Annotated in this window: 19 protein-coding genes and 1 riboswitch; of the genes, 8 read left to right on the top strand and 11 right to left on the bottom strand. The window is 46.4% G+C overall.

The genetic code is table 11. From position 1 onward, the window contains the following. Positions 1 to 38 precede the first annotated feature (38 nt). The 10 genes from CCC32_RS07210 to hisC form a co-directional block, all read right to left on the bottom strand. Positions 39 to 1142 (bottom strand): ABC transporter substrate-binding protein, encoded by a 1104-nt coding sequence (locus tag CCC32_RS07210; RefSeq protein WP_287073336.1) that lies wholly within the window; start codon positions 1140 to 1142, stop codon positions 39 to 41. Positions 1143 to 1267: 125 nt separating this feature from the next. Further along, positions 1268 to 2347 carry a sirohydrochlorin cobaltochelatase gene (locus tag CCC32_RS07205; protein ID WP_022317271.1) on the bottom strand — a complete coding sequence of 360 codons (1080 nt, stop codon included), beginning with the start codon at positions 2345 to 2347 and terminating at the stop codon, positions 1268 to 1270. Beyond that, a complete protein-coding gene (locus CCC32_RS07200) occupies positions 2334 to 4499 on the bottom strand; it encodes a TonB-dependent receptor plug domain-containing protein (RefSeq protein ID WP_287073334.1) in 2166 nt (721 codons plus the stop codon). Before CCC32_RS07200 ends, CCC32_RS07205 begins: the two co-directional genes overlap by 14 nt. A 36-nt stretch (positions 4500 to 4535) precedes the next feature. Continuing rightward, positions 4536 to 4731, bottom strand: a riboswitch (cobalamin riboswitch). A 235-nt stretch (positions 4732 to 4966) separates the two neighbouring features. After that, complete coding sequence (locus CCC32_RS07195) at positions 4967 to 6325, bottom strand: glucose-6-phosphate isomerase (protein WP_044073195.1); 1359 nt, start codon at positions 6323 to 6325, stop codon at positions 4967 to 4969. A gap of 28 nt (positions 6326 to 6353) precedes the next feature. After that, the gene (locus CCC32_RS07190; protein ID WP_042520089.1) at positions 6354 to 7349 is read right to left on the bottom strand and encodes an NAD(P)H-dependent glycerol-3-phosphate dehydrogenase; all 996 of its coding nucleotides are present in this window, start codon (positions 7347 to 7349) and stop codon (positions 6354 to 6356) included. A gap of 78 nt (positions 7350 to 7427) precedes the next feature. After that, complete coding sequence (gene lysS, locus CCC32_RS07185; RefSeq protein ID WP_022317267.1) at positions 7428 to 9188, bottom strand: lysine--tRNA ligase; 1761 nt, start codon at positions 9186 to 9188, stop codon at positions 7428 to 7430. Between the two features lie 427 nt (positions 9189 to 9615). Then, positions 9616 to 10488 (bottom strand): sigma-70 family RNA polymerase sigma factor, encoded by an 873-nt coding sequence (locus CCC32_RS07180; RefSeq protein ID WP_022317266.1) that lies wholly within the window; start codon positions 10486 to 10488, stop codon positions 9616 to 9618. Between the two features lie 190 nt (positions 10489 to 10678). After that, entirely contained in the window at positions 10679 to 11149 is a 471-nt protein-coding gene (rlmH, locus tag CCC32_RS07175) for a 23S rRNA (pseudouridine(1915)-N(3))-methyltransferase RlmH (RefSeq protein WP_278839843.1), read from the bottom strand. Positions 11150 to 11229: 80 nt separating this feature from the next. Then, positions 11230 to 11529: a DUF4491 family protein gene (locus CCC32_RS07170; protein WP_022317264.1), complete on the bottom strand. Its 300-nt coding sequence runs from the start codon at positions 11527 to 11529 to the stop codon at positions 11230 to 11232. Positions 11530 to 11610: 81 nt separating this feature from the next. Then, positions 11611 to 12660, bottom strand: coding sequence for a histidinol-phosphate transaminase (gene hisC, locus CCC32_RS07165; RefSeq protein WP_287073330.1), 1050 nt, complete (start codon positions 12658 to 12660; stop codon positions 11611 to 11613). Positions 12661 to 12903: 243 nt separating this feature from the next. Here hisC and CCC32_RS07160 point away from each other — a divergent pair, with 243 nt between their 5' ends. Then, positions 12904 to 14142 (top strand): MltF family protein, encoded by a 1239-nt coding sequence (locus tag CCC32_RS07160; protein ID WP_044074231.1) that lies wholly within the window; start codon positions 12904 to 12906, stop codon positions 14140 to 14142. A 1000-nt stretch (positions 14143 to 15142) separates the two neighbouring features. Here CCC32_RS07160 and CCC32_RS07155 read toward each other — a convergent pair. Further along, a complete protein-coding gene (locus tag CCC32_RS07155; RefSeq protein ID WP_287073328.1) occupies positions 15143 to 15799 on the bottom strand; it encodes a DUF4468 domain-containing protein in 657 nt (218 codons plus the stop codon). 284 nt (positions 15800 to 16083) lie between these two features. Here CCC32_RS07155 and CCC32_RS07150 point away from each other — a divergent pair, with 284 nt between their 5' ends. The 7 genes from CCC32_RS07150 (at position 16084) to CCC32_RS07120 (ending at position 26443) form a co-directional block, all read left to right on the top strand. After that, positions 16084 to 17271, top strand: coding sequence for an ATP-binding protein (locus CCC32_RS07150; RefSeq protein WP_278839831.1), 1188 nt, complete (start codon positions 16084 to 16086; stop codon positions 17269 to 17271). Between the two features lie 85 nt (positions 17272 to 17356). Continuing rightward, on the top strand, positions 17357 to 20956 hold the full coding sequence (gene nifJ, locus CCC32_RS07145) for a pyruvate:ferredoxin (flavodoxin) oxidoreductase (protein ID WP_287073326.1): 3600 nt from the start codon (positions 17357 to 17359) through the stop codon (positions 20954 to 20956). 262 nt (positions 20957 to 21218) lie between these two features. Further along, complete coding sequence (locus tag CCC32_RS07140; protein WP_287073324.1) at positions 21219 to 22907, top strand: putative transporter; 1689 nt, start codon at positions 21219 to 21221, stop codon at positions 22905 to 22907. A 34-nt stretch (positions 22908 to 22941) separates the two neighbouring features. Then, the gene (locus tag CCC32_RS07135) at positions 22942 to 23904 is read left to right on the top strand and encodes an OadG family protein (protein ID WP_044073924.1); all 963 of its coding nucleotides are present in this window, start codon (positions 22942 to 22944) and stop codon (positions 23902 to 23904) included. Positions 23905 to 23937: 33 nt separating this feature from the next. Then, positions 23938 to 24396, top strand: a complete 459-nt coding sequence (locus CCC32_RS07130) for a biotin/lipoyl-containing protein (protein ID WP_022317253.1) — start codon at positions 23938 to 23940, stop codon at positions 24394 to 24396. Positions 24397 to 24445: 49 nt separating this feature from the next. Further along, positions 24446 to 25603, top strand: coding sequence for a sodium ion-translocating decarboxylase subunit beta (locus tag CCC32_RS07125; RefSeq protein ID WP_370755905.1), 1158 nt, complete (start codon positions 24446 to 24448; stop codon positions 25601 to 25603). Between the two features lie 312 nt (positions 25604 to 25915). Beyond that, positions 25916 to 26443: a response regulator transcription factor gene (locus CCC32_RS07120; protein WP_287073321.1), complete on the top strand. Its 528-nt coding sequence runs from the start codon at positions 25916 to 25918 to the stop codon at positions 26441 to 26443. Positions 26444 to 26453 lie beyond the last annotated feature (10 nt).

Genomic DNA, 26453 nt, shown 5'->3' with positions numbered 1-26453 from the left:
CTTTTTTCAAGTTGTATAATTGATTGTTTAATTGAATGTTACTTTATTAGTTTATAGTATTTAGGAATATAGCTTGGCAGTATTTCCGGATGGAAAGCTTTCACGAAGTCTGCGAGCAAGAAGTGTGGCTGCACTCCGCCAAGCTCTCTGTAAGGCGTCTGGCTCAAGTCGCAGAAGATTACCCTCTTGTTCTTGAAAGCGTCCATAGTGGCATATCTGGCATCTTCGTTTGCAAGTTCTTTCAATGAGAAATTGCCTTTCGACGAACCATCCGTCTGCCAGAAGTCAGCATGAATTCCTTTGGCATAAACAGATTCGAAGTCGAGGGCAATGCCACCAGACTCCTTGTTGTCTTTCATTATATAGTCTGCACCTGCATCTCTGAACAGTTGTGCCATATAGCTTCTGCCGCCCACGATATACCATCCGTCTCGAAGCTGTCTGCCGCTTATCACGGTTGGGAGTTTCTTGTTGTCAGAGGTTGCCTTTTCCACTTCTTCCTTCAGAGTGTTGTATTTTTTCTCGATGTCAGCGAAAACGGCATTAGCCCTTTTCGTTTCTCCTGTGAGGATGCCAACGAGCTTTATCCATTCAGCCTGTCCCAGTGGGTTAGTTTCTTTGTATCCGTGATGGAAGATAAGTGGAATGCCACATTCTTTCAGAGCTTCAAACCCTCCATATTTGCTTGCGCTCACGAGGATAAAGTCAGGTTTTGTGCGCATCACGGTTTCAAGGTCGAAGTTTCCTTCTTTCCCTATCTTAGCTGTCTTTCCGCTTTCAAGTTGGTCAAGCATCCTGAGTGAGAAGATATGTCGTAGAGAATTGATTCCGACGATTTTGTCTTCCAGACCGAGTACTTCAAAATTTCCGAGTTGTAAAGCCGTGGTGCATATAAAGCGTGAAGAAGATTTTCTGATTGTGATGTGTTGAGGCTTGCTTGCTTTGGCAGCAGGGTCAGGGTTTGTTATAGTGACATGTATGCCGTCGGGTTTGTATTCTACTTTCAGTCCTTTGGCATATTTTATCTCTATCGTGTCGCTATAGTCTTCAATGTGTGAAAGTACAGAGTCCTGGTCGTGGTACAGGCTGTCTGCAACAAGCTCTTTCTTGCCGTCCTGAGCTGTGGCGCAAGAAATGAGCATAGTCATTATTACTGCAAAATAATATAAAATTTTCATGTGTCTAAATAAACGGTAAAAACAGGTACGCAGAACATGCATGTTGTTCCGCGTCCCTGTTATATATAAACCGGTTCTATGATTGATTATTATTCCTCTGGATACATTGAATGGTAAGCGTCTTCAAGAAGCTCAGCATTCTTCGTATGGTTTATCCATATCTGGCGGATAGTAGGCAACTCCAGGAGTCCGAGTGGGTTGCCGTTGGTCTGAGGAACTACAGATGTGAAGCCATTGTGGTTGAAGAACTCAAACCAGCTGTTGTCTTCACTTGTCGGCTCACTTGCGTCCCAATAGTCGTTTCCCTCGCCAGCCATATCGTTGTGTGCGTGGTCACCGGCTATAGACATCAGAGCGTGGAGATAAACCTTGCCAGAAGTGATGTTGTTGTTCTGCATACGTGCCATTACATTCTGCTTGTAGTTGTCCTTCATGTCAACAGTACCTACGTAGTAGTTCTTGCTGTAAGTCTGCAGGGCCTTTTCAAGCTGTGTGTAGCGGATGTTTGCCTTGAAAGAGTCGTAGTTGTCAGGGTTTCCGTGACCCATAAAAGCAACAACGCCCTGTGCCGCCTCGTCTTGATAGAGGTCATTGAGCAGTTTTGCCACGTCGTCAACCTCGTCAAGGTCGTTGAGCAAAGGCATACCGAGGTGGATCTCTACGGTCTTCAGATATTCGTCATCGAGGTGTGCATCCTTTACATAACCGTTGTTGGCGAATTTCTTTACGGCAGCAACAACATTTGCGAACTCCTCTCCAGGGATAACCTGGAGGCTCTGCACGTAAACAGTCTTGTACTTTGCAGCACCGATGGCGTGGAGCAAATAACGTGGCTCATAATAGTTGCGTGACTCGCCATGTTCTCCAGCACTGGCACGGTTGATGCAGATGTCAGAAGAGAAGCAGAAGTAAACGTCTGCATCTGGGAAAGCATCCTCATAAGCCTTTTTCGTGTCATCAAAAGCGGCGAAGGCATTTGTCCAAGTAGAACCGAAGGCTACGAGCAGCACGGCTTTGTCTTTGCCCGACTTGGCTTTCTGTGCAGCCACCTGCTGGTCGTTCATGGAATACTCAGAGATGATGCTCTGCTTAGAGTCATCATCATCGTCGCAAGCTGTAAAGCTCAATACAGCGAGCAACATCATCAGAAAGATTTTAATCTTCTTCATCTTGTTTTTTGTTTTGTTTATAATTATGGTAGAAAATCTTCTTTCCTTTGTTGAACTTTATGGCGAATGAGGCATATATGCTTGTGCCGCCATTGTTTGTTCCGAGATGGTATGGACGCATCGTGGTGTCTTTGTAGTTGAAGATATTGTCCACTCCCAACTCTACCTTATACGACATCTCAGCCCCTGCCTTTCCGAAATCATGCGTGGTGTTGATTCGCCATATCTGATAGTGTTTGCCGTTTCCGTTGTTTTCGTAGTAGCGTTTGCTGCTGCCGCGTGTGGAGAGGCTGGCTCCAAATCGGTATACCGTAGAGAATCTGTGTCCGTAAACCAACGATGCATTCCACTTGTTGTGTGCCATACCGTCTATCACGGCCTTTTTCATCCTGTCGTGGTCTGTGTCATACATGTTGGCTTGAGTGTCGAGGTAACTGTAGTTTCCGACGATGCTCAGATACTTGTATATATTATACGACAGGTTGACGTCTATGCCATAAGTCTTGGCGTTTTCCATGTTTTTGTAACGTCTTGCCGTTACCTTTCCGCTGCCGTCCCCAAGATAACCGGTCGTCACGTCCTTTGGCAACTCGTCTACCGGAACGTTGACAAGTGCTATCATGTCTTCCAGTTTATTAAAGTAACCGGTTACAGAAGCAGTGAATCTCTCGTTCCTGTATTCGAGTCCAGCGCTGAAGTAGTTGCTTGTCTGTGGTTTGAGCGACGTGTTTCCCATATTGAAGAAAGTGGTCGAACCCATCACGTGCAAATATCTGTAATACAATTCTTTAACAGTTGGCGCCTTGAATCCCTGACTCCATCCCAGACGCAGTCGGAAGTCGCCAAGACTGGCCATCGTACTCACTTTAGGCGTGAAGTGGAATCCGAATCTTGAATTGTCCACGAGTCTTGCTCCTGCCGTTATGTTCAGCCATGGAATGATGTTGAATTCGTCTTGTGCATATATAGCTCCCGTGTTGTCGTCAGCGCTACCGTTTGCAGTCCTCATTGGGGCTTTAAGATAGTCGTATCTGTATTCGGCTCCAACATTCAAGGTGTTTGCATAAGGCAGATGGAAAACGCCTTTCAGCATAGCCATCACGCGTTGCTGGTCGGCTTGCAGACGCTCTTTGCCTGGATAGAAGGGCACTCCGTGTTCCAGTTTGCCGTCTATATAGGCATCTTCGTATGTCTTGCTTGTATAGTGGTAATAGTAGGCATGCTTGTTCCAGTCCACGTCAATCGATATATAGTCCTTCTTGTCTTTGTTTGTAAACAGTTTACCGCCTATCGCTGCAGAAGCGTTGCGATAGAGCAGGTCGTATGTGTAGACGTCGCATGAGGCATAGTTGCCGTTAGTGGGTCTGTTGATGGATTTCTTGTAGAAATACCCGTCGGCATACAGTTCAAGATTCTTTGTCGGATTATATGTCAGTCTTTCGCTGATCTGCCAGTTCGTGAATTTGTTTGTTGTCTTGTTTCTTGAATCAGGTACTACGTGGCCTTCTGCAAATTCTTTTGAAGTGTTTTGCCATCCATCGTTGTGTTGCAGCTGGAAGCTGGTATACGACTGCACTTTGCCTATTCTCAGTCCCAATCCATTGCGTTGTCTGATGTCGTTGAAACGACTGTAGCGAGTTGTGTTTTCTAGAAGCAGACCTTGCGTGTCGTGTTTCTTTGTTATGATGTTTATCACTCCAGCCATGGCATCAGAACCATAGAGAGCAGATTGGGCACCTTTTACTATTTCTATTCTCTCAATATTGTTCGGGTCGATCAGTCCGAGGTCGTTTTCGCCTCCGTTGTCTCCATGTAGCCTTTTGCCGTTGATGAGAATCAGTATATAGTTGTTTCCGAGTCCTCCAAGCTGTGCTTTGCTGCCCATGTCGCCTTCGTTGAAGGCAAACGAGGCCGTAAGCCCTTCAAGGATGTCTTCCAGGGATTTACCTCCATAACTCTCTATCATCTTGTGCGAGATGACTTCTGTCTGCACAGGCACATCCTTCAGCAGGTGGCCGGTACCGGTAGCGGTCACGACAACCTCTTGCAGCGTCTTGTCGCCAGCAATATTATCTTTGCTGTTCTGGGCATTGGTGCTGATGCTATAAGCACCTGCGGCAATAGCCAATAATATGATTTTATTCTTTTGCATAATTAGATTATCTTCTCCTATCCTGGGAGCATGTTATCTACGAGTTGTGATCTGGCAGGTATTCTGACTTTCCACAGAGCCAACGCCTTCCCGACAATACTTGAAACCCTTTTGTTTCATGTCAGTGGCTTTCTGATGTTAGCTCCATAATGTGGATTACAGCTGCAGGAACAGTTCAGGTCTTTCACCTGATTCCCTTGCACGTCAGCATCGTAAATCACAGCTTTGAAATTATTGTGATTCCCTTTGCTTCTGTTACCATATCAATTGCAAAGGTACATTTAATTTGTTTGAAAAACAAATTTTCACAAAGTTTTTTCGAGTAAAAGTCTGTCCACAATATAATAATGTTTTCCTTCTCTTCTTGTCTTTTCCCTATCTGGCAACATGTCTGGATGCTGCAAAAAATAAGGCAAATGCCATGTCTGACATTTGCCTTATATATATAATGTATTTTGCTTTCAAGTTTAAGCCTCTTCAGCCAAACGTTTTTTGATAGCCTTGCTGTCTTCTTCATAGCCAGGTTTGTCGAGCAAAGCAAACATGTTGCGCTTGTATGCTTCCACGCCAGGCTGGTTGAATGGGTTTACTTCGAGAAGCAGTCCGCTTATTCCGCAAGCCTTCTCGAAGAAGTATATCAGCTGACCGATGTAGTATTCGTCAAGTTTCGGAACGCTGATATGTATGTTTGGCACTCCTCCGTCGATATGAGCGAGTCTTGTTCCGAGTTCAGCCATCTTGTTCACTTCGTCCACTCGTTTTCCTGCAAGGAAGTTCAAACCGTCCAGATTGTCTTCGTCGTTAGGGAAGAGCAATTCACGGTTAGGCTTCTCTATGCTGATAACGGTTTCATAGATAGTGCGCTCGCCTTCCTGTATCCATTGTCCCATAGAATGGAGGTCTGTTGTGAAATCGCAGGAAGCGGGGAAGATTCCCTTGCCTTCTTTTCCTTCGCTTTCGCCATAGAGCTGCTTCCACCACTCTGAGAAGAAATGGAGCTTCGGCTGATAGTTCACCATTATCTCGATTTTCTTTCCAGCCTCTTGATAGAGTCCGTTTCTTACGGCAGCGTATTGTGCTGCAGGGTTTTCTGCGAACGGCACGTTGATATCACAGGCTTTTTCCATTTCCACCGCACCCTCTACGAGTTTCTTGATGTCGAATCCTGCGCATGCGATAGGTAGGAGTCCTACTGGAGTGAGTACTGAGAAGCGTCCGCCGACGTTGTCAGGAATCACGAATGTCTTGTAGCCTTCTTTTGTGGCTGCTGCACGGGCAGCACCCTTCTTGGCGTCAGTAATAGCCACGATTACCTTCTTTGCTTCTTCCTTTCCGCGCTGTTCCTCACATTGCTTCTTGAGCAGTCTGAAAGTGAGTGCTGTTTCAGTAGTCGTGCCAGACTTGGATATGTTTATTACGCCGAATTTCTTGCCTTTCAGATATGCTGTCAGTTCGGAAAGATAATCCTCGCCGATATTGTTTCCTGCAAAAAGTATTGTAGGGTTGCTGCCGTCGTTGACGAGCCACTGGAAAGAGTTGCTCAGAGCTTCGATTACGGCTTTTGCGCCAAGGTAGCTTCCGCCGATACCTGCCACTACGATTGCCTCGCAGTTGCTGCGTAGGGTGTCTGCACATTGCTGGAGCTCAGCGATGAAGTCTGCAGAAATTTCTGATGGCAGATGGAGCCAGCCCAGAAAATCGTTTCCTTCACATGTGGCATTCTCCAATGCCTCTTGAGCTTTCTTGACTTTTTCTTCAAAACCTTCCACAGCTCCTGCTTTCAGAAACTGTTCGGCTTTTTTTGTGTTCAATTTTATTTTTTCCATATTCGTTTGTGATTTATGTTTGTCTTCTTTATCTGAAAGAATCTGTCAGCAGCTTTATTTCAATCTGCGGACTTATGCGTTCGTACAAGATGTTGTATACAGCATCCAGAATCGGCATGTTCACATGCATGTGTCTGTTTATCTCTTTCATGCATTTCGTTCCGAAATATCCTTCGGCTATCATCTCCATCTCTATCTGTGCGCTTTTCACGCTATATCCTTTGCCTATCATCGTTCCGAATGTGCGGTTGCGCGAGAAGTTGCTGTATGCCGTGACGAGAAGGTCGCCAAGATAGACGGAGTCATATACGCAACGCTCGATAGGGTGTACTGCAGTCAGGAATCTTGACATTTCCTGCACGGCATTAGATATGAGTACCGACTGGAAATTGTCGCCGAATTTCAGTCCGCTGCATATTCCCGACGCTATTGCATATACGTTTTTCAATACGGAAGCATATTCTATTCCGACTACATCGAGGCTTGTCTTCGTCTTGATATAGTCGTTCACCAGTATGTCTGTGAATGCCTGGGCTTTTTCCTCGTCGCAGCATCCCACGGTCAGATACGACAACCTTTCGAGTGCTACCTCTTCGGCGTGCGACGGTCCTCCAAGGCAAGCGATGTTTTCTTCCGGCACGTCGAATACGTTGTGGAAGTATTCTGAGCATACCAGGTTTTCATCGGGTACGATACCTTTTATGGCTGTGACGATGAATTTGTTTGAAATGTTTGTCTTGAGCTTCTTCAGGTGGTTTTTCAGGTATGGTGATGGTGTTACAAACACCAGCGTATCGTATTTTTCTACAATCTCGTTGATGTCTGAAGAGAAACAAATCTCATCTACATTAAATCTAACTCCCATCAGATAAGACGGGTTGTGTCCTAATCGGCGAAATTCGTCAATACGGTCATCTCTGCGGATGTACCATCCAATGTGGTGGGTTTTTTCCACAACAATCTTTGCAATAGCCGTAGCCCAGCTACCTCCGCCAATTATTGCAATTTTACCACAGTTAAACATTCTGTCAAATTTGTTTGGGTGAGATATGTCCGGACCCATTGTTCTTTGTCGTCCGGACATATCTGGAGATATGAATTATTAAGATTCTGTCGAAGCATTTGCTTCAGCCGAAGGATTGGCTTTGTCAATCCAGTTCTGCACTTCGTCGAGAGACGGCTTTTCGTAGCCCAATTTGTATTTCTTGTTTATTTCTCCTATTTTCTGCTGGAGACCTTGCGCCTTTTCACCCTTGATGTCTGAGATGAGGTTGAATCCGGCCTTACGCATTACGTAAGCCCAATTTTCCGACACTCCGATTTCTTCCCATTCGTTTATGGTGCTTTGCGGCATTTTCTTTTCCGGCTTCATCTGTGGAAAGAACAACACTTCCTGGATGTAAGTCTTTCCCGTCATGAGCATTACGAGGCGGTCTATGCCGATGCCGATACCGCTGGTAGGAGGCATGCCGTATTGCAGCGCACGCAGGAAATCCTTGTCAATGATCATTGCCTCGTCATCGCCCTTGTCGGCAAGCTTCATCTGGTCTACGAAACGGTTCTCCTGGTCGATTGGATCGTTGAGCTCAGAGTATGCGTTGGCAAGCTCCTTGCCGTTTACCATCAGCTCGAAGCGCTCTGTAAGACCAGGCTTCGAACGGTGCATCTTTGTCAGCGGAGACATTTCCACCGGATAGTCTGTGATGAATGTAGGCTGGATGAATGTTCCTTCGCAGAACTCTCCGAAGAGTTCGTCGATGAGTTTTCCCTTGCCGAAGGTCTCGTCGACTTCCATTCCCTTTTCAAGGCAGAACGCACGGATTTCCTCTTCTGTCTTTCCGTTGCAGTCGAAACCTGTTTTCTCCTTGATGGCGTCAAGGATAGGCAGGCGGCGGTATGGAGCCTTGAAGCTCACCATCTTGCCGTCTATTTCCCTTTCAGGCGAACCGTTCACTGCTATACAGATTGTCTCGAGGAGTTTCTCTGTGAATGCCATCATCCAGTTGTAGTCCTTGTATTGCACGTAGAGCTCCATACATGTGAACTCTGGATTGTGGTTGCGGTCCATTCCCTCGTTCCTGAAGTTCTTTCCGATTTCATAAACACCTTCAAAACCGCCTACTATAAGCCTCTTCAGATACAGCTCTGTGGCAATACGCATATACATATCCTGGTCGAGGGCGTTGAAATGAGTGATGAACGGTCTTGCCGACGCACCACCTGCGATACTCTGCAGGGTAGGGGTCTCCACCTCCGTGTAGCCGGCTTCGTCGAGCACTTTTCTCAGCGTGCGCAACACCGTGGCGCGTTTCAGGAAAGTGTCCTTCACTCCGTCGTTCACAACGAGGTCTACATATCTCTGTCTGTAGCGAAGTTCCGGATCGTCGAATTTGTCGTATGCCACTCCGTCCTTGTATTTCACGATAGGCAGCGGCTTCAGACTTTTCGAGAGCAGGGTCAGCTCCTGTGCGTGAACTGAAATCTCGCCTGTCTGTGTGCGGAATACGAATCCTTTGACACCGATGAAGTCACCGATGTCCATGAGCTTTTTGAATACTACATTATAAAGGTCCTTGTTGTCGCCGTGACAGATCTCGTCGCGTGAAACATACACCTGTATTCTTCCTTTGGAGTCTTGTATCTCAGCGAAGGATGCCTTTCCCATGACTCTGCGGCCCATCAGTCGGCCCGCTATCATCACTTGGCGAGGTTCGTCCTCGTCTTTGAACTCAGATCTTATGTCAGTACTGAAAGCGTTTGTTGGAAACTCTGCGGCAGGATATGGGTCGATGCCCATATCGCGTAGCGTCTGCAAGCTCTGGCGGCGTACAATCTCTTGTTCGCTCAATTCTAGAATGTTCATATTATATTATCTTGTAATTTTCTTTTTACGTTGAAAAGGCATTTCGGACATCAGTTGACAAGTGACCAACCTGCATCTTGTCTGCCTGTAAGCAAGTTCGGAAACTTGCTGAACTCCTATACCTTAATGCTTGATTTTGCAAAGTTAATAAATTTATTATTAAAAGCCTTGCGTTTTGTGTTTTTTTTATTCTCAACAACTTGCTAATACTCATTAGAAGCCAGACAAAATCTACTCTTCAATAAAAACGGAATCCATGCAAACCGTAACCGTCGGTTTGGGTTCAAATAAAGTAAGTGGGAAAGAAAAATGCGTCTTGCCGCCATGATGTATGAATCATGTCTGTGGCAAGACGCATATATTGTCTGCTATTGGGAATTGCTTCCCGTCTTTTGTCTCATTTCTTCCCCAACAGAGGGGGTGGGCATCAGCCCAGATACTTGATGAGAATCTTGGCGTTGCCGCTGTCGCGCAGCTTGGCGATGCTCTTCTCTCTGATCTGTCTCACGCGCTCACGTGTAAGACCGAGCTGGTCGCCTATTTCCTCAAGGCCCTTTTCCTGACATCCTATACCGAAGCATTCGCGGATGATGGTTATCTCTCTCTCTTTGAGCACCTTGCTCAATACGGAATTAAGCTCAAGGGCCATTGATTCGTGGTCTACCACGCGGTCGGTCCTGCTGTCCTCTCCACTAGGCATCACGTCGAGCATACAGTTGTCTTCACCGTCCTGGAATGGGGCGTCGATGCTCACGTGGTGACCGTCGGCAGCAAGCGACTGTCCGATCTTCTCTTCGTCGAGCTTCGTTACTTCAGAGAGCTCGGAAACTGAAGGATGGCGCTGGTTTTCCTGCTCAAACTTGTTGATCTCATGGTTTATCTTGTTGAGCGAACCCACCTGGTTCAGCGGGAGTCTCACGATGCGGCTCTGCTCTGCTATTGCCTGAAGGATGCTTTGGCGGATCCACCACACGGCGTAGGAGATGAACTTGAAGCCTCTGGTCTCATCGAATTTCTGTGCTGCCTTGATGAGTCCGATGTTGCCTTCGTCTATAAGGTCGGTCAGAGTAAGGCCCTGATGCTGATATTGCTTGGCAACAGATACGACAAATCTAAGATTGGCTGTCACCAACTTGTTCTTTGCTCTTTCGCCCTCACGTCCGCCTTTCTTGATTTTCTGTGCGAGTTCAATCTCCTCGTCGATGGAAATCAACGGCGCACGACCTATCTCAACGAGGTATTTGTCGAGTGCTTCACTGGAACGGTTGGTAATACTTTTCTGAATTTTTAGTTGTCTCATGCCTGATATTTTCTTTAAAACCTTATAAGTAGCTGATTATTAATACTTTAATGTTGTTTTCCTGAAAAAACGATGCAAAGGTACTAAAAATATCCTCCCGTGTCAATGATTTTAACAAAACTTTAACACTTACGTGTGTTTGTTCTTCTGAAAAGCCGTAATGGTGACAGGCATTCATGTTTGATTGTCTTCATTCGTGATGATACGGTTCGCCTTTTATGATTGTGCACGCCCTGTATATCTGCTCCACGAAGAGCAGGCGTATCATCTGGTGTGAGAAAGTCATTTTTGAGAGCGACAGCTTGGCGTCGCTTCTCTCGTATACGGAGTCGGCAAAGCCGTACGGTCCGCCGATTATGAACACGAGGCTCCGTGCAGTCTGCTGCAGCTTCTCTATCCATCTGGCAAACTCTATGCTTCTGTATTCCTTGCCGTGTTCGTCGAGCAGCACCACGGTGTCTGACGGTTGCAGCCTCTTGAGAATCTGTTCCGCTTCCATCTCCTTCTGGTTGCTCTGTGTGAGGCTTTTCGTGTTTTTGAGTTCGGGGATTACCTCTATGTCGAAAGGCATGTAATGCTTCACTCTTCCCACATAGTCGTCAATCCCTTTCGTTATGTTCTTGTCGTTTGTCTTTCCCACGACTAAAAGTTTTGTCTTCATTTCCTCTGTTCTTTGTCCTGTCTTTCGGCTTCATGATGAAGCGTGGCAATGCCTGTATGCGCAACGAGAGGCTGCGCTTTCTATTTGTCGTATTCGTCTTTTCGCTTTGGGTTCATCGGAAACCATCCTTTTCTCACTCTTTCTCTCTGTTCGAAGAGTTCGAGGATAGACCATAGGAATGACGCCCCGGCAAGTCCCAGCGCTGCCGACCCGATAATGTCTTCTACGAAAAGCGCTGCCGCCAGACACAGGAGTCCGAGGAGCATGAACACCCACCAGTATCTTACTCCGGTGTAGTATTCCGTCTTTATCACTATTGGGTGGAACACGCCTATTATCGCCAATGCCATTACGGCTATTATGATACCTGTGAAAAACATTTGTTTATATTGATTTTTTATGAATAATTGGAGTACAGACAATGAACGTGCGGTCTGTCTTCCGTTAGGTTATGGACTTGTTTATTCTTCTTCCGTCTTCAGGAGTCTTAGTGCGGCGAGAAGTTCGCTGTTTTCCGACTTGCTGCCTACGGTGATTCTCAGGCAGTCTTCACACAGCGGCACGCCTGCCATGCTCTTCACCAATATGCCGTTTCCCTTGAGGTGGTCGTACACTTTTTTGGCGTCGGTCATCTGGGCAAGGAAGAAGTTCGTCTCTGTCGGATAAACCTTCTTGCACGAAGGCAGCAGTCTGAAGGCTTCAACCATCCTTTCGCGCTCCGCCAACAGTATGTTCACCCATTTCTCCACGTCGTATTGTCTGTCGAGGAGCTTGGACACGCTTTCCTGGGTCAGCGTGTTGACGTTATATGGATTTCTCACCTTATTTAATATGTCGATGATTTCCGGAAAGGCGAAGGCGGTCCCCAGCCGCAGTCCTGCGCAACCCCATGAGTTGCTGAAGGTGTCAAGCACTATCAGGTTAGGATATTTGTATAGTTCGTGCCTCAGAGGCGTGGCGCTTGAGAAGTCTGAATAAGCCTCGTCAACAACCACAAGTCCTTCGAATCCGTTTATGATCTTCACGATTTCTTCTCTCTGCAGTTCGTTGCCCGTCGGGTCGTTGGGTGAGCAGAGCCAAATGATCTTTGTGTTTCCGTTGCATGCTGCGAGTACTCTCCCGGCAGAAAGCTGGAAATTCTCGTCGAGTGCCGCCTTCCTGTATTCCACGTTGTTTATCTCGGCAAGCCTTTCATACATCCTGCATGTCGGTTCTATCGCCACCACATTGTCTCTGCCAGGTTCGGCGAAACATCTGTATATGATGTCTGCGGCTTCGTCTGCTCCATTGCTCAGAAGTATGCATTCGGCTGGCAGCTTCTTCATCTTTGCGATTGCCCTCTTCAGCTCCGTCTGTCGTATTTCCGGATATCTGTTATATGGGGTGTTGTAAGGATTCTCGTTGGCATCGAGAAGCACCAATCCGGTCTTGTTGCCGTTTGAGCTTCTTTCATGTCCGTATGGCTCGAGTCTTAATATGTTTTGACGTACTAATTCGTTGAGTCGCTTCATGTTGCGCTGTTTCTTTAAATCTTTGTTGTGATATGGTTGTTGTGATTGTCTTCATTCGAAACGTGGCTTGCATGCGCTTCGTGGCATCTGGTGGTTTCGGTTGCGAAGGCAATCTTTTTCTTTATCATACCGCAAATTTAGTCATTTTGTGATATATTTGCAAGGAAATAGCTATCTTTGTGGGCTATTTGTTCTGCATGCAGTTGTGCCGGAACGATATTTACCCGTAATTAAAAACAATTCATGACAAGATATTTTCGTTGCCGTAAAGGCCATTTGCTTTTCATCATCATGCTTTTGCCTGTTCTCATGCTTGCCGTTTCTTGCAGAGACAAGGCGGCAGACAAGTCTATCGTCACTCCCTGGGGCGAGGTGATGACAGACTCCGTGTCGGCTGGAGGCTTTTGCAGCATCTCGGAGATAGTGAGCAACGGCGAACTGATAGTGGTGACGCTAAGCGGTCCGCAGACATATTTCGAATACCACGGCAGGGGCTTCGGCACCCAGTATCTGCTTTGTGAGAAGTTCGCCCAGCAGCTTGGTGTCGCCCTTCGTGTGGAGGTGTGCAAAGACACGGCGGAGCTTGCCGAGAGGGTGAGGCAGGGTAGTGCCGACCTTATAATGTGTATGTTGCCTAAGGGCATGAAGCAGGGTGGAGGACTGAAGTTCTGCGGTGCCTATTCTGATGGCATGCAATGGGCGGTGGCCAAGGGCAACGGCGAATTGGCGAAAGCCCTTGACGGCTGGTATAAGCCCAAGATGCTTGCCGACATAAAGAAGGAGGAACGGTTTCTGTTGTCTTCGCGTAGCGTTTCGCGTCATGTCTATGCTCCGTTCCTGTCGCGCGAAAATGGCGTAATCTCTAAATATGACCCGCTTTTCCGCCGCTATGCCCCCGTGGCGCGGTGGGACTGGCGGCTGTTGGCGGCACAATGTTATCAGGAGTCGTGCTTCGACCCCAATGCCAGATCGTGGGCTGGAGCCTGCGGACTGATGCAGATAATGCCTTCCACGGCAGATCATCTAGGTCTCGCCCGTAGCGACATGCACGACCCGGAGAGGAGCATTGAGGCTGCTGTGCGCCTTCTTGCCGAACTGTCGTCTGTCTTCAGCAACGTGCGTTCTGCCGAGGAGCGCCAGTGCTTCGTACTCGCAGCATACAATGGCGGTGCGAACCACGTGAAAGACGCCATGGCGCTTGCCCGGAAGCATGGCGGCAATCCGTCGAGATGGAATGATGTGGCACCATACGTGCTGAAGCTTCAGCAGCCGGAATTCTATAACGATCCTGTGGTGAGATATGGCTATATGCGAGGGTGGGAGACTGTAGACTATGTTTATCGCATCCGCAAGCGCTATGCCCAGTATCGCGGATGCAAATATACGGGGCCTTCTGTGGAGGGGATTTCCAGCGGGTCCTACGATGCAGGCGGTGTGATGACTCCCCGCAGGGCTACAAAGAAATACAAATATCACATATAGCCTGTTGCAAACAGGCGGTTTGTGACTCGCAAACCGGCTGTTTGCGCCCTCGTTTTCGGTGTTTTATGATTTCAAGAACAGGGGAGGGGCTGCCGTATCCAAATTGTCGGTGAATGTATAGCCGTTGGAAAAGTCTTTACAAAAGAGTCTCAAGAGTCTCACAGTCTCACAGTCTCACGTGAAATCCGGTGTTTTGTATAAGTTATTATATATCAATGTATTATCTTTTTTATTACATTATTTATTGGTTATATGAGACTGTGAGACTCTGAGACTCTTGAGACTCTTGAGACTCTTTTCCTTCCTTTTCCCTCTTTCTCTTGTCTTTTCTTTGAAGTCCACACTTGCCATACCTCATGTCATAGTATTTGTAAGATTTACAAGAACAGAGTTGTGACGTTTGCCGTAGTCTGGCTGTCGGAGAATGCTGGTTGTTGGAAAAGTTTTTACAAAAGTGTCCCAAGTGTCCCACTGTCCCATTGTCCCAAGTGGAATCATGTATTTTGTATAAGTTATTATATATCAATATATTATCTTTTTTTATTATATTTTTTTATTGCTTATTTGGGACAGTGGGACAGTGGGACACTTGGGACACTTGGTACTCTTTTCCTCTCTTTTCTCTTGCCTTTTCCTTGAGGTTCATGTTTGCCATGCCTCATGTTGTTGTATTTGCAAGATTTTCAAGAACAGAGGTGTGAAGTTTGCCGTAGTCTGTTTGTCGGAGAATGTATGGCCGTTTGAAAAGTCTTTATAACATTTTTCCCATTTTCCCATTTTCCCATTTTCCCATTTTCCCATCTTCCCAATGGGAAATGGCGTTTTTATATAAGTCATTATATATCAATATATTATCTTTTTTATTACATTTATTTTTCGTTATATGGGAAGATGGGAAAATGGGAAAATGGGAATTTTTGGGAAAATGTCACCCTCTGTGTCGCCGTTGTTTATCTGCGAGAGTCAGTAGGAGATGGGGTTGAGGTTGGCAGATCGTGGATCATTTATCCGCCAGATAGGTTCTGAACTTGTCGAACACCTCGTCCTTCCTGTCGATAGTCATCCTGCGGAACTTCGCCCATCCTGTGACGAGTTTTGTCTTCTTCTTGTTCAGCGCATTCTTGTCGTTAATGGATTCCTCGGCAAGGATTTTCGTCATGCCCTTACCGTCGTTCTCGTCATATCTGAAGAATATGTTGCGCATCGTCAGTTCCACACAACCGTCCGTGCAGTTTGCCACCAGCACATAGTTTAGCTTTGCCCTGTCGAGCGAGAGGAAGGTGCTTTTGAATACAAGCCATTCGTTAAGTGTTGCCACAATCACCCGCTGCGACTTGTTCACAAGCGTGACGTTGCTTTCCGGAAGTTGGTCTTCTTCTTTAACGAAATCCTGCAAATAGCCCAAACACAGGTTGTAAAGCTGCTGGGAGGATTTTCCTGGCATGTTGATTTTGCAGGTCCATTCCACCTTTCCTTCATTCTCCGTCACGGCGCCGGCCATGTATTTCGGATCTTCTACTTTTTCCTTTCTGGTTACGGTCTTTACTGTTTCCTTCTGTTTCCCGACTGCTGCATCCGGTCTTTCCCACTCGTTCTGTGCCCAAACGTTGCAGAACGACACATTTATAAATAATAGTGACAATAAAAATTTTTTCATTCCAATTAATCTTTAAGTTGTTTAACGATATGCAAAGATAACACTAAAAAGCGCAATGCATCGTTGATTATGCATTATTTAACGATTCGGCATCTTGCCTGCAGTTTCTTTGTCATCCTTCTTGTTCGTGAATTTTTACATGCACAAAGCCCCGCTTTTGAGTAATTTTATCCTGCAAACCATCGAAACTGGATTAAAAATGATAAAAAATGCAAGATTTTGCAATGTAGAGTTTGAAAATTGGTGGAAAACCATTAACTTTGCAAATGAATTAAATGATAGGGATGGAAGCGTTTTTTAGAACACATAACTATTTGGTGGAGCACACGGATGCACCGGTACGTCGTCTATTGATGGACGAGGTAGACTGGAACGACCGCATGATCGGAATCAAGGGGTCGCGAGGAGTGGGAAAAACCACTTTCCTCCTGCAGTATGCAAAAGAAAACTTTGAACTCGGAAACAAAAAGTGTCTGTATGTAAATATGAACAACTTTTATTTCCAGTCCAGGGGAATAGCAGACTTCGCTGGGGAGTTCTACAGAAACGGAGGAAGAGTGCTGCTTATCGATCAGGTGTTCAAAGAGCCGAACTGGGCAAGCGAACTGCGCAAATGCTACGATCTCTATCCAAACCTTCACATCGTCTTTACCGGTAGCAGCGTGATGCGGCTCAAGGATGAGAACTACGAGCTCAGCGGCATCGTGAAGAGCTACAACCTGAGAGGGTTCTCGTTCAGAGAATTCATCAACCTGCAGACGGGAAACAACTTCGAACCTTTCACGCTTGACGACATAGTGGAAAACCACGAGAAGCTTGTCAGGAAAATCCTGCCATACGTTTCGCCGCTGAAGTATTTCCAGGATTACGTTCACCACGGGTTCTATCCGTTCTATCGCGAGCACAGGAACTATTCGGAAAACCTGCTCAAGACGATGAACATGATGACGGAGGTGGACATACTGTTCATAAAGCAAATCGAACTCAAATATCTTGCCAAAATAAAGAAGCTGTTCTATCTCCTGGCTGTGAACGGAACGAAAGCCCCGAACATAAGCCAATTGGCAATCGACATAGAGACAAGCCGTGCCACCGTGATGAACTACATCAAATATCTGGCAGACGCAAGACTTATAAACATATTGTATCCGGTGGGGCAGGAGTTCCCGAAAAAACCACCGATGGTGGTGATGCACAACCCTAACCTCATGTATGCGATATATCCGATAATCGCCGACAAGCAGGCTGTGATGGAGAATTTCTTCATCAATGCGTTGTGGAAAGATCATGTGGTGAACAAGGGAAACAAGAACGGACATTTCATCGTGGACGAGAAATACGACTTCACCATATCCGACGCCACACATTCATCAAGGTCGAGAGGCTCGGCGAACACGTATTCCGCAAGATACAACACGGAAATAGGACAGGGGAACCAAATGCCGCTGTGGCTGCTCGGATTCCTGTATTGACAGAAGAGGCTAATATATTATTTATTTAAAGTGTAATAATTAAATAAGTAAACAACAAATACATTAACATTAATATTTTACTAAAATGGCAAAAGAAAAAAAGTTTATCACTTGTGATGGTAACGAGGCTGCCGCTCACGTAAGCTATATGTTTACAGAGGTAGCTGCCATTTATCCTATCACACCATCGTCTCCAATGGCTGAGCATGTTGACGAATGGTCTGCACGTGGCAGAAAGAACATTTGGGGACAGACTGTTAGCGTACAGGAAATGCAGTCAGAGGGTGGTGCCGCTGGTGCTGTGCACGGCTCACTGCAGGCTGGTGTGCTTACAAGCACATACACAGCTTCACAGGGCTTGTTGCTCATGATCCCTAATATGTACAAGATCGCAGGTGAGATGCTTCCATGCGTATTCAATGTTTCTGCACGTTCATTGGCTACGCAGTCGTTGTGTATCTTCGGTGACCACATGGACGTCATGGCTTGCCGCCAGACAGGTTTCGCCATGTTCTGCTCTGGTTCTGTACAGGAGGTTATGGACCTCTCGGCAGTTCCTCATCTCGCAGCGCTGAAGTCTGAAATTCCTTTCGTAAACTTCTTCGACGGTTTCCGTACATCACACGAGTACCACAAGATAGAGCTCCTCGACCAGGAGGATGTTGCCAAGCTCGTAGACCCAGCTGACGTTAAGCGTTTCCGCGACCGCGCACTCACACCTGAGCGCCCTGTAACACGCGGTACAGCTGAGAACCCTGAGACTTTCTTCACTCATTGTGAGTCTCGCAACGATGTTTATGAGAAGTTGCCGGAAATCGTAGAGCACTACATGAACGAGATGACAAAGATCACAGGTCGTGAGCACCACATCTTCGACTACTACGGAGCTGAGGACGCTGAGCGCGTGATCATCCTCATGGGTTCTGGTTCTGAGGCTGCTCGCGAGGCTATCGACTATATGACAAAGAAGGGCGAAAAGGTAGGTATGGTAAGCGTACACCTCTTCCGTCCGTTCAGCAACAAGCACTTGCTGGCTGCCGTTCCTAAGACAGTCAAGAAGATTGCTGTGCTCGACCGTACAAAGGAGCCAGGAGCTGATGCAGAGCCATTGTATCTCGACGTGAAGAACGCATTCTACAACGTAGAGAACAGACCTGTAATTGTTGGCGGACGCTTCGGTATCGGAGGCTGCGACACTACTCCGGCCAGAATCATCTCTGTATTCGACAACCTCAATTTGCCAGAGCCAAAGGATCACTTCACTCTGGGTATCATTGATGATGTTACATTCACTTCTCTTCCTGCCGTTGAGGAAATCCCAATGGGTGGCGAGGGTCTCTTCGAGGCTAAGTTCTACGGACTCGGTGCTGACGGTACTGTAGGTGCTAACAAGAACTCTGTGAAGATCATCGGTGACAATACAGACAAGTACTGCCAGGCATACTTCTCTTATGACTCTAAGAAGTCTGGTGGTTTCACATGCTCGCACCTCCGTTTCGGCGACGAGGAAATCCGCTCTACATATCTGGTGAACACTCCTAACTTCGTGGCTTGCCACGTACAGGCATATCTCCACATGTATGACGTGACACGTGGACTCCGCAAGAACGGTACATTCCTGCTGAACACAATCTTCGACGGACAGGAGCTTGTTGACTTCATGCCTAACAAGGTAAAGCGTTACTTCGCACAGAACAATATCACCGTTTACACAATCAACGCTACAAAGATCGCCCAGGAGATTGGTCTCGGCAACCGTACAAACACCATCCTGCAGAGCGCATTCTTCCGCATCACAGGAGTTATCCCTGTAGACCTCGCTGTTGAGCAGATGAAGAAGTTCATCGTGAAGTCTTACGGCAAGAAGGGTGAGGACGTTGTGAACAAGAACTACCAGGCTGTTGACCGCGGTGGTGAGTACAAGCAGCTCACCGTTGATCCGGCATGGGCTAACCTGCCAGACGATGAAGTGAAGAAGGATGACGCACCTGCATTCGTTAAGGAACTCGTTCGTCCTATCAACGCACAGGCTGGTGACCTGCTCAAGGTTTCTGACTTCGTTAACCACGGTACTGCCGATGGTACATGGAAGAACGGAACTGCTGCTTATGAGAAGCGTGGTGTAGAGGCATTCGTACCTGTATGGAACTATGAGAACTGTATCCAGTGTAACAAGTGTTCATTCGTTTGTCCTCACGCTGCAATCCGTCCATTCGTGCTCACTGACGAGGAGAAGGCTGGCTTCAACGGCAACACTATCGAGATGAAGGCTCCTGCAGCAATGAAGGGTATGCACTTCGTTATCGAGCCATCTCCACTCGACTGTCTGGGATGCGGCAACTGTGTTGACGTATGTCCTGGCAAGAAGGATAAGGAGACTGGTGAGCTTGTCAAGGCTCTCAAGATGGTTCCTTACAACCCAGACGCAAAGGATATGATAGACCTCGCTGCCGGTTGGAGCTACCTGGTTAAGAACGTGAAGTCTAAGCAGGATCTCGTAGACGTGAAGTCTAATCCTAAGAACTCACAGTTCGCACAGCCATTGTTCGAATTCTCTGGCGCTTGCTCAGGATGTGGTGAGACTCCATACGTGAAGTTGGTTTCTCAGCTCTTCGGTGACCGCGAGATGATCGCTAACGCTACTGGTTGCTCTTCAATCTATTCAGCTTCTGTACCATCTACTCCATATACAACAAACGAGAAGGGACAGGGTCCTGCATTCGCTAACTCTCTGTTCGAGGACTTCTGCGAGTTCGGTCTCGGTATGGTAATGGCTAACAAGAAGATGAAGGAGCGTGTTGAAGGTCTTCTCAATGAGATTATCGCAAACGAGAAGGTTGCCGACGACTTCAAGGCTGCAGCCAAGGAGTGGATTGCCGGCAAGGATGATGTTGAAGCTTCTAAGGCTGCTGCCGCCAAGCTGAAGCCATTCTTCGAGGAGGGTGCTGCTGCTGGCTGTGATGTTTGCAAGGAGCTGAAGACTCTCGACCACTATCTCGTTAAGCGTTCACAGTGGATCATCGGTGGTGACGGTGCTTCTTATGATATCGGTTACGGTGGTCTCGACCACGTTATCGCTTCTGGTGAGGATGTGAACCTGCTTGTTCTCGATACAGAGGTTTACTCTAACACCGGTGGTCAGTCTTCTAAGGCTACTCCACTTGGCGCCATCGCACAGTTCGCTGCCCGTGGAAAGAGAATCCGCAAGAAGGACCTCGGTATGATCGCTACTACTTACGGTTATGTATACGTAGCTCAGGTTGCCATGGGTGCTGACAACGCTCAGTGTCTGAAGGCTATCCGTGAGGCAGAGGCTTATCCTGGACCATCACTCATAATCGCTTATGCTCCATGTATCAACCACGGTCTGAAGATCAAGGGTGGTATGGGACGCAGCCAGGCTGAGGAGGCTCGTGCCGTAGCATGCGGTTACTGGCATCTGTGGCGTTTCAACCCAGAGTTGGCAAACGAGGGCAAGAATCCATTCACACTCGACTCTAAGGAGCCGGACTGGAGTCTGTTCCAGGATTACCTGATGAATGAGGTGCGCTTCATGTCTGTCAAGAAGGCTTATCCTAACGAGGCTGACGAACTCTTCGCTGCTACTCAGAGAATGGCCCAGCTCCGCTACGAAAGCTATATCCGCAAGTCTAAGGAGGATTGGTCTGACGCTACAGAGGCTTAATCAGACAGAACTGTCAATAGGTTGACATAATGTCAGTTCTATATTCGACATACACCTAAACGGCATTGAAGAATAGGGAACTGACCATAAAATAAAGAGAGTGGGGGTTGCAAATTGTTTGCAATCCCTACTTTTTTGGCATATAGCGAAAACAAATTGATAAAAATTAGCAATAACACTTTTTTTTCATTACCTTTGCGCACATAATTTTTTAAAACATTTTTTAATCTAAAACCTAAGAGAAAAATTAAATTACTAAGAGATGGAATGGCTAATAGCTTTATTCACAACAACTGACTCGATAGCGCATATAGCATTGCTATACGCTATTGTCATAGCTGTTGGTGTTTATCTTGGCAAGATCAAGCTGGGTGGTATCTCACTTGGAGTGACATTCGTATTGTTTGCAGGCATCGCCGCAGGCCATGTCGGATTTACAGCTCCTACGAATATCCTGTCTTTCATACAGGATTTCGGACTTATCTTGTTCGTGTTCATGATTGGACTTCAGGTTGGTCCTGGTTTCTTAGAAAGTTTCAGAAAAGGTGGCGTTACGCTTAACGCCCTGTCTGCATGCATGATCCTGCTTAATATCGCAGTTATGTTCGCATGCTATTTCATTTTCTTCGACACAAGCGACCACAACAACCTGCCAATGATGGTTGGAACGCTCTATGGAGCCGTGACCAACACTCCTGGCCTTGGTGCCGCCAATGAGGCTTTGTCTACAATCTTCCCTGCCGGACAGGTACCTCAGATTGCAAACGGATATGCCTGCGCATACCCGCTTGGCGTGCTCGGTATTATTGGCGCTACTATCGCCGTCAGATATATCTGCAGGGTGAAGCTTGAAAGTGAAGAAAAGAAGTTGGAAGAGGAGGAAGCTGAGAATACAGCGGTGAAACCGTACATGATGCACCTCAAGGTCACCAACTCGTATCTTGAAGACCGCACGGTAGAACAGGTTCATGAATTCCTCAACAGGGATTTTGTATGTACACGCATACTTCATGAAGGCCACGTGACGATTCCTACAGGCGAAAGCAGACTCCATATGGGAGACTTGCTCTTCATCGTTTGTGCAGAGGATGATGCCGAGCCGATCAACGCTTTCATCGGACCGGAGATTGAAGTTGACTGGAATGAACAGGGTGAACCTATGGTAAGCAAGAGAATACTCGTTACCCGTTCTTCTATCAACGGAAAGACTTTGGGACAGATGCATCTCCCAAGTGTCTATGGCGTAAACGTGACTAGAGTGACACGTCAGGGAATGGATATCTTCGCAAGTCCAAGCCTTGCTCTTCAGGTGGGCGACAGAATCATGGCAGTCGGACCAGAGAACGCAGTCAACAGGGTGGCATCTGTGATGGGTAACTCTATCAAGCGTCTTGAGGCTCCTAACATCGCGACTATATTCGTAGGAATTATCCTTGGTATCATTTTCGGAAGTCTGCCTTTTGCCATTCATGGCATTCCTGTGCCTATCAAACTTGGTATCGCAGGTGGACCGCTTATCATAGCCATCCTCATCGGTAGATATGGATACAAGTTCCATCTTGTAACGTATACCACGACAAGTGCCAATATGATGTTGAGAGAAATAGGACTGGTTTTGTTCCTGGCGAGTGTAGGTGTAAAAGCAGGTAACAGTTTCTGGGACACTGTAGCACAGGGAGACGGTCTGAAATATGTATTCACCGGTTTCCTCATCACCATCATACCAATATTGGTAATCGGAACGATAGCAAGAATGAAATACAAGTTCAACTATTTCACTATCATGGGTATGCTGGCTGGTACATGTACCGATCCACCAGCATTGGCATATGCCAACTCATTATGCTCAAAGGAAGCACCAGCTGTAGGATATTCAACAGTCTATCCGCTGAGTATGTTCCTTAGAATATTTACCGCACAGATCATTGTGTTGTTCTTCTGCGGTCTGTAGCGATGATTGCATATAAATAACTTATATAATTCGTATGAAAAAGTTCAGTTTAATTCTCTTTGCTGCACTTACTACATTATTATCCGCATATGGTCAAGGTGCCAGAAACATCAAGATCAACGAGGTGATGACGAGTAATAAAGCAAGTATCACAGATGAGTATGGAAGGCACAAGCCTTGGGTAGAGCTTTCAAACATCGCATACTCTTCCTACAACATCCGTGGCATGTATATCACTACGGACAGGAAAGTGTTGGACAAGTCGTTGACTGTTCCACAGAGGATTTCGATGATGAGCATTATTCCAAGTGGAGATGACCGCACTTTGCTTACCGCCAGGACTCATGTTGTGTTCTATCTTGATTCACATAGAGCCGAAGGTTCTTTCTATATCGGCGAGAAGGCTATGCCAAACGAGCCGATGTGGATTGCCATCTATGACGGTAATGCTGTTGACCTGATTGATTCAGTCAGCGTACCTGCTCTGAAGGATGATTGCTCATTTGCCAGAGAAAAGGACGGCTCTGTGAAATGGGAAATCAAAAGCCCGGCAGAAGTGACTCCTGGTACGAACAACTTGTTGAAAGAAGGTGAATCAAAAGTGGCTAAACTGAAACGAGAAGATCCATACGGATTTGGCATTGCCATCCTGTCAATGGGAATCGTATTCTCTTGCCTTGCCTTGCTTTATGTTTTCTTCCGTGTTTTGGGTATATTCATGTCTCACAAGCAGACCATCAAGAAGGCAAAGAACATACAGCCTGTAAAGGCTGCCGTAGCTGCCGGAGAGGTGATCGCAGAGACTGGACACAAGACAAAAGTGATATTGAAGGACGGTCTGCAGTCGTCGGGTATTGATAAAGAGGTCTATATTGCCGTGATATCAATGGCTCTCAAGCAATATCTGGATGATGTGCATGACAATGAAAGCAATATCATTACCATCAAGCCGCATAGCACTATGTGGAATGCCCATATCGAAGAGAAACATTTTTAATGATTGTACAATTTAATAACAGCATAAAAAATCATGAACAAATATCAATATAAAGTACAAGGTGTAGATTACGATGTAGAAATCGTTGAAGTGGAAGGCAATATCGCAAAAGTCAAGGTCAATGGCATCGAGTTTGAGGTGGAGCTGAAAGAGCCTATCCATGCCTCGACAATGCCTAAGCATCCAATAGCTGTGAAGAAACCGGTTGCAAGTGTAGCACCTGCAGCAGCCGCTTCTCCGGCTCCGGCACCTGTTGCAGCCAAGCCGGCGGCAGGAGCCGGAACGAAGGTCGGAGCACCATTGCCAGGAACTATCACGGAAGTGAAGGTGAAAGTGGGTGACACCGTTAAAGCCGGTGATGCTGTCATCATTCTTGAGGCAATGAAGATGCAGAACAACATAGAGGCTGAGGTGTCTGGTACCGTTAGCTCTGTTCTCGTGAAAGAGGGCGATACCGTTATGGAAGGTGACGCTTTGATAACAATCGCCTGATAAAGGTTCAAGATAGTTCGAGTTATTATAAAATATAGAATAGAACATTATGAACATTATAGATTTCATAGTTTCCAACTTTAATGAATTCCTTTCCTTTACTGGTTTTGCCAATGCCACAGTGGGAAACATCATCATGATCGTTGTTGGAATCTTCTTCATCTGGTTGGCAATCAAGAAGGATTTCGAACCGTTGCTGTTGGTGCCTATAGGCTTAGGTATAGTTTTGGGTAACATACCTTTCCGTGCAGATGCCGGACTTGAGATAGGATTGTATGAAGACAACTCCGTACTCAACATATTCTATCAGGGCGTGCGTCAGGGATGGTATCCACCACTCGTGTTTTTGGGTATCGGAGCGATGACAGATTTCTCTGCACTTATCAGCAACCCTAAGCTTATCCTTATAGGTGCTGCTGCCCAGTTCGGAATCTTTGGAGCTTATATGATTGCCTTGGCTCTGGGCTTTGAACCCAACCAGGCTGCCGGCATAGCCATTATCGGAGGAGCAGATGGTCCTACGGCTATCTTCCTGTCTTCCAAGCTCAGTCCTAACCTGATGGGAGCAATCGCTGTATGTGCGTATTCATATATGGCGCTGGTTCCTGTTATCCAGCCTCCATTGATGCGTCTTCTCACCACAAAGAAGGAAAGACATATCCGTATGCAGCCTGCAAGAAGGGTAAGCCAGTTGGAAAGAATCATGTTCCCTATCATTGGATTGCTGCTCACTACTTTCATGGTGCCGTCAGGTCTTCCGCTTCTCGGAATGCTCTTCTTCGGAAATCTTCTTAAAGAGTCTGGCAAGACCACACGATTGGCAAAGACTGCGGGAAGTGCTCTCAATGATGTCGTAGTTGTTCTCCTTGGTCTGACTGTAGGATGCTCTACACAGGCGAGTGAGTTCTTGACGATGAATACGGTATTCATATTCCTTCTTGGTGCTTTCGCATTCATCATTGCTTCATCTACGGGTATTCTTTTCGTGAAATTCATGAACATCTTCCTGCCAAGGCACAAGAAGATAAATCCGCTGATTGGTAATGCCGGAGTGAGTGCCGTTCCGATGTGTGCACGTATCTCAAACAACATGGGACTTGAATACGACCGCCATAATTTCCTTCTCATGCATGCCATGGGACCGAATGTGGCAGGAGTGATCGGTTCTGCTGTAGCAGCAGGAGCATTGTTGGGATTCTTCTCATAAAGCTGACCTGACAGCAGAATCTGTTATGGCAAATAAATAATAGCAGGAGATAACGACTATCTCCTGCTTGTTGTTTTCATATGTTACAATCCTTATGTGTCATGCTACAATCCATTATCGTCATGCAATTATCCATATGTTGTCATGCAATTTTATAGCATCATGCATAATTTAATCAATGTACAATTATTAGTTCAACACGTTTAATTGATGAATACAGCACATTCCACACTACCACAGCAGCCACAGGTCGCAATCATTGATTCAAACACTTTTGCGGCAATTGGATTGAGATCATTATTGAAGGACATAATGCCAGAAATTACTGTTGATTGTTTCCGCTCGTTTTCTGAATTGGAAACAAATGACATGCAATTGTACTATCACTTCTTCGTGACCGAACACATATTGTTCACAAACCTGCAGTTCTTCAGAGATAACAAGAAAAAGACTATTGTGTTGACATCCACCAATGAACCAAGTCTGGTAGTGGAAAAATTCCACAGCGTTAACGTGAATGTATCAGAAAGTGAACTCGTAAAATCTCTGCTTCATCTTGAACAGAGTGCACATGCACATGGCAACAAGTTTCCTGAACACACCGCAAAAGAAATGTCAAAGGGTTTGTCTCCAAGGGAAATAGAGGTCCTGACTCATATTGTGCGTGGGTATATCAACAAGGAAATCGCTGACAAGCTGTGCATCAGCCTGTCTACTGTAATTACCCACAGAAAGAACATCACGGAAAAGCTGAAGCGCAAAAGTGTGGGCGCACTCACGGTTTATGCAGTAATGCAAGGATACATCGATATTGAGGAAATCGACAAATTGTCTGATTAAGCGCCAATAT

Origin of the sequence: Prevotella sp. LMAG:51 (assembly GCF_008680225.1) — a bacterium.
Classification (GTDB): domain Bacteria; phylum Bacteroidota; class Bacteroidia; order Bacteroidales; family Bacteroidaceae; genus Prevotella; species Prevotella pectinovora.
The sequence above is the reverse complement of the archived record's forward strand: the minus strand, read 5'-3'. Positions and strand labels throughout refer to the sequence as shown.

Excerpts from the sequence above, each read along its gene's own strand:
- CCC32_RS07210 (WP_287073336.1), bottom strand. The coding sequence starts at position 1,142 with ATGCTCATTTCTTGCGCCACAGCTCAGGACGGCAAGAAAGAGCTTGTT.
- CCC32_RS07205 (WP_022317271.1), bottom strand. The coding sequence starts at position 2,347 with ATGAAGAAGATTAAAATCTTTCTGATGATGTTGCTCGCTGTATTGAGC.
- CCC32_RS07200 (WP_287073334.1), bottom strand. The coding sequence starts at position 4,499 with ATGCAAAAGAATAAAATCATATTATTGGCTATTGCCGCAGGTGCTTAT.
- CCC32_RS07195 (WP_044073195.1), bottom strand. The coding sequence starts at position 6,325 with ATGGAAAAAATAAAATTGAACACAAAAAAAGCCGAACAGTTTCTGAAA.
- CCC32_RS07190 (WP_042520089.1), bottom strand. The coding sequence starts at position 7,349 with ATGTTTAACTGTGGTAAAATTGCAATAATTGGCGGAGGTAGCTGGGCT.
- lysS (WP_022317267.1), bottom strand. The coding sequence starts at position 9,188 with ATGAACATTCTAGAATTGAGCGAACAAGAGATTGTACGCCGCCAGAGC.
- CCC32_RS07180 (WP_022317266.1), bottom strand. The coding sequence starts at position 10,488 with ATGAGACAACTAAAAATTCAGAAAAGTATTACCAACCGTTCCAGTGAA.
- rlmH (WP_278839843.1), bottom strand. The coding sequence starts at position 11,149 with ATGAAGACAAAACTTTTAGTCGTGGGAAAGACAAACGACAAGAACATA.
- CCC32_RS07170 (WP_022317264.1), bottom strand. The coding sequence starts at position 11,529 with ATGTTTTTCACAGGTATCATAATAGCCGTAATGGCATTGGCGATAATA.
- hisC (WP_287073330.1), bottom strand. The coding sequence starts at position 12,660 with ATGAAGCGACTCAACGAATTAGTACGTCAAAACATATTAAGACTCGAG.
- CCC32_RS07160 (WP_044074231.1), top strand. The coding sequence starts at position 12,904 with ATGACAAGATATTTTCGTTGCCGTAAAGGCCATTTGCTTTTCATCATC.
- CCC32_RS07155 (WP_287073328.1), bottom strand. The coding sequence starts at position 15,799 with ATGAAAAAATTTTTATTGTCACTATTATTTATAAATGTGTCGTTCTGC.
- CCC32_RS07150 (WP_278839831.1), top strand. The coding sequence starts at position 16,084 with ATGGAAGCGTTTTTTAGAACACATAACTATTTGGTGGAGCACACGGAT.
- nifJ (WP_287073326.1), top strand. The coding sequence starts at position 17,357 with ATGGCAAAAGAAAAAAAGTTTATCACTTGTGATGGTAACGAGGCTGCC.
- CCC32_RS07140 (WP_287073324.1), top strand. The coding sequence starts at position 21,219 with ATGGAATGGCTAATAGCTTTATTCACAACAACTGACTCGATAGCGCAT.
- CCC32_RS07135 (WP_044073924.1), top strand. The coding sequence starts at position 22,942 with ATGAAAAAGTTCAGTTTAATTCTCTTTGCTGCACTTACTACATTATTA.
- CCC32_RS07130 (WP_022317253.1), top strand. The coding sequence starts at position 23,938 with ATGAACAAATATCAATATAAAGTACAAGGTGTAGATTACGATGTAGAA.
- CCC32_RS07125 (WP_370755905.1), top strand. The coding sequence starts at position 24,446 with ATGAACATTATAGATTTCATAGTTTCCAACTTTAATGAATTCCTTTCC.
- CCC32_RS07120 (WP_287073321.1), top strand. The coding sequence starts at position 25,916 with ATGCCAGAAATTACTGTTGATTGTTTCCGCTCGTTTTCTGAATTGGAA.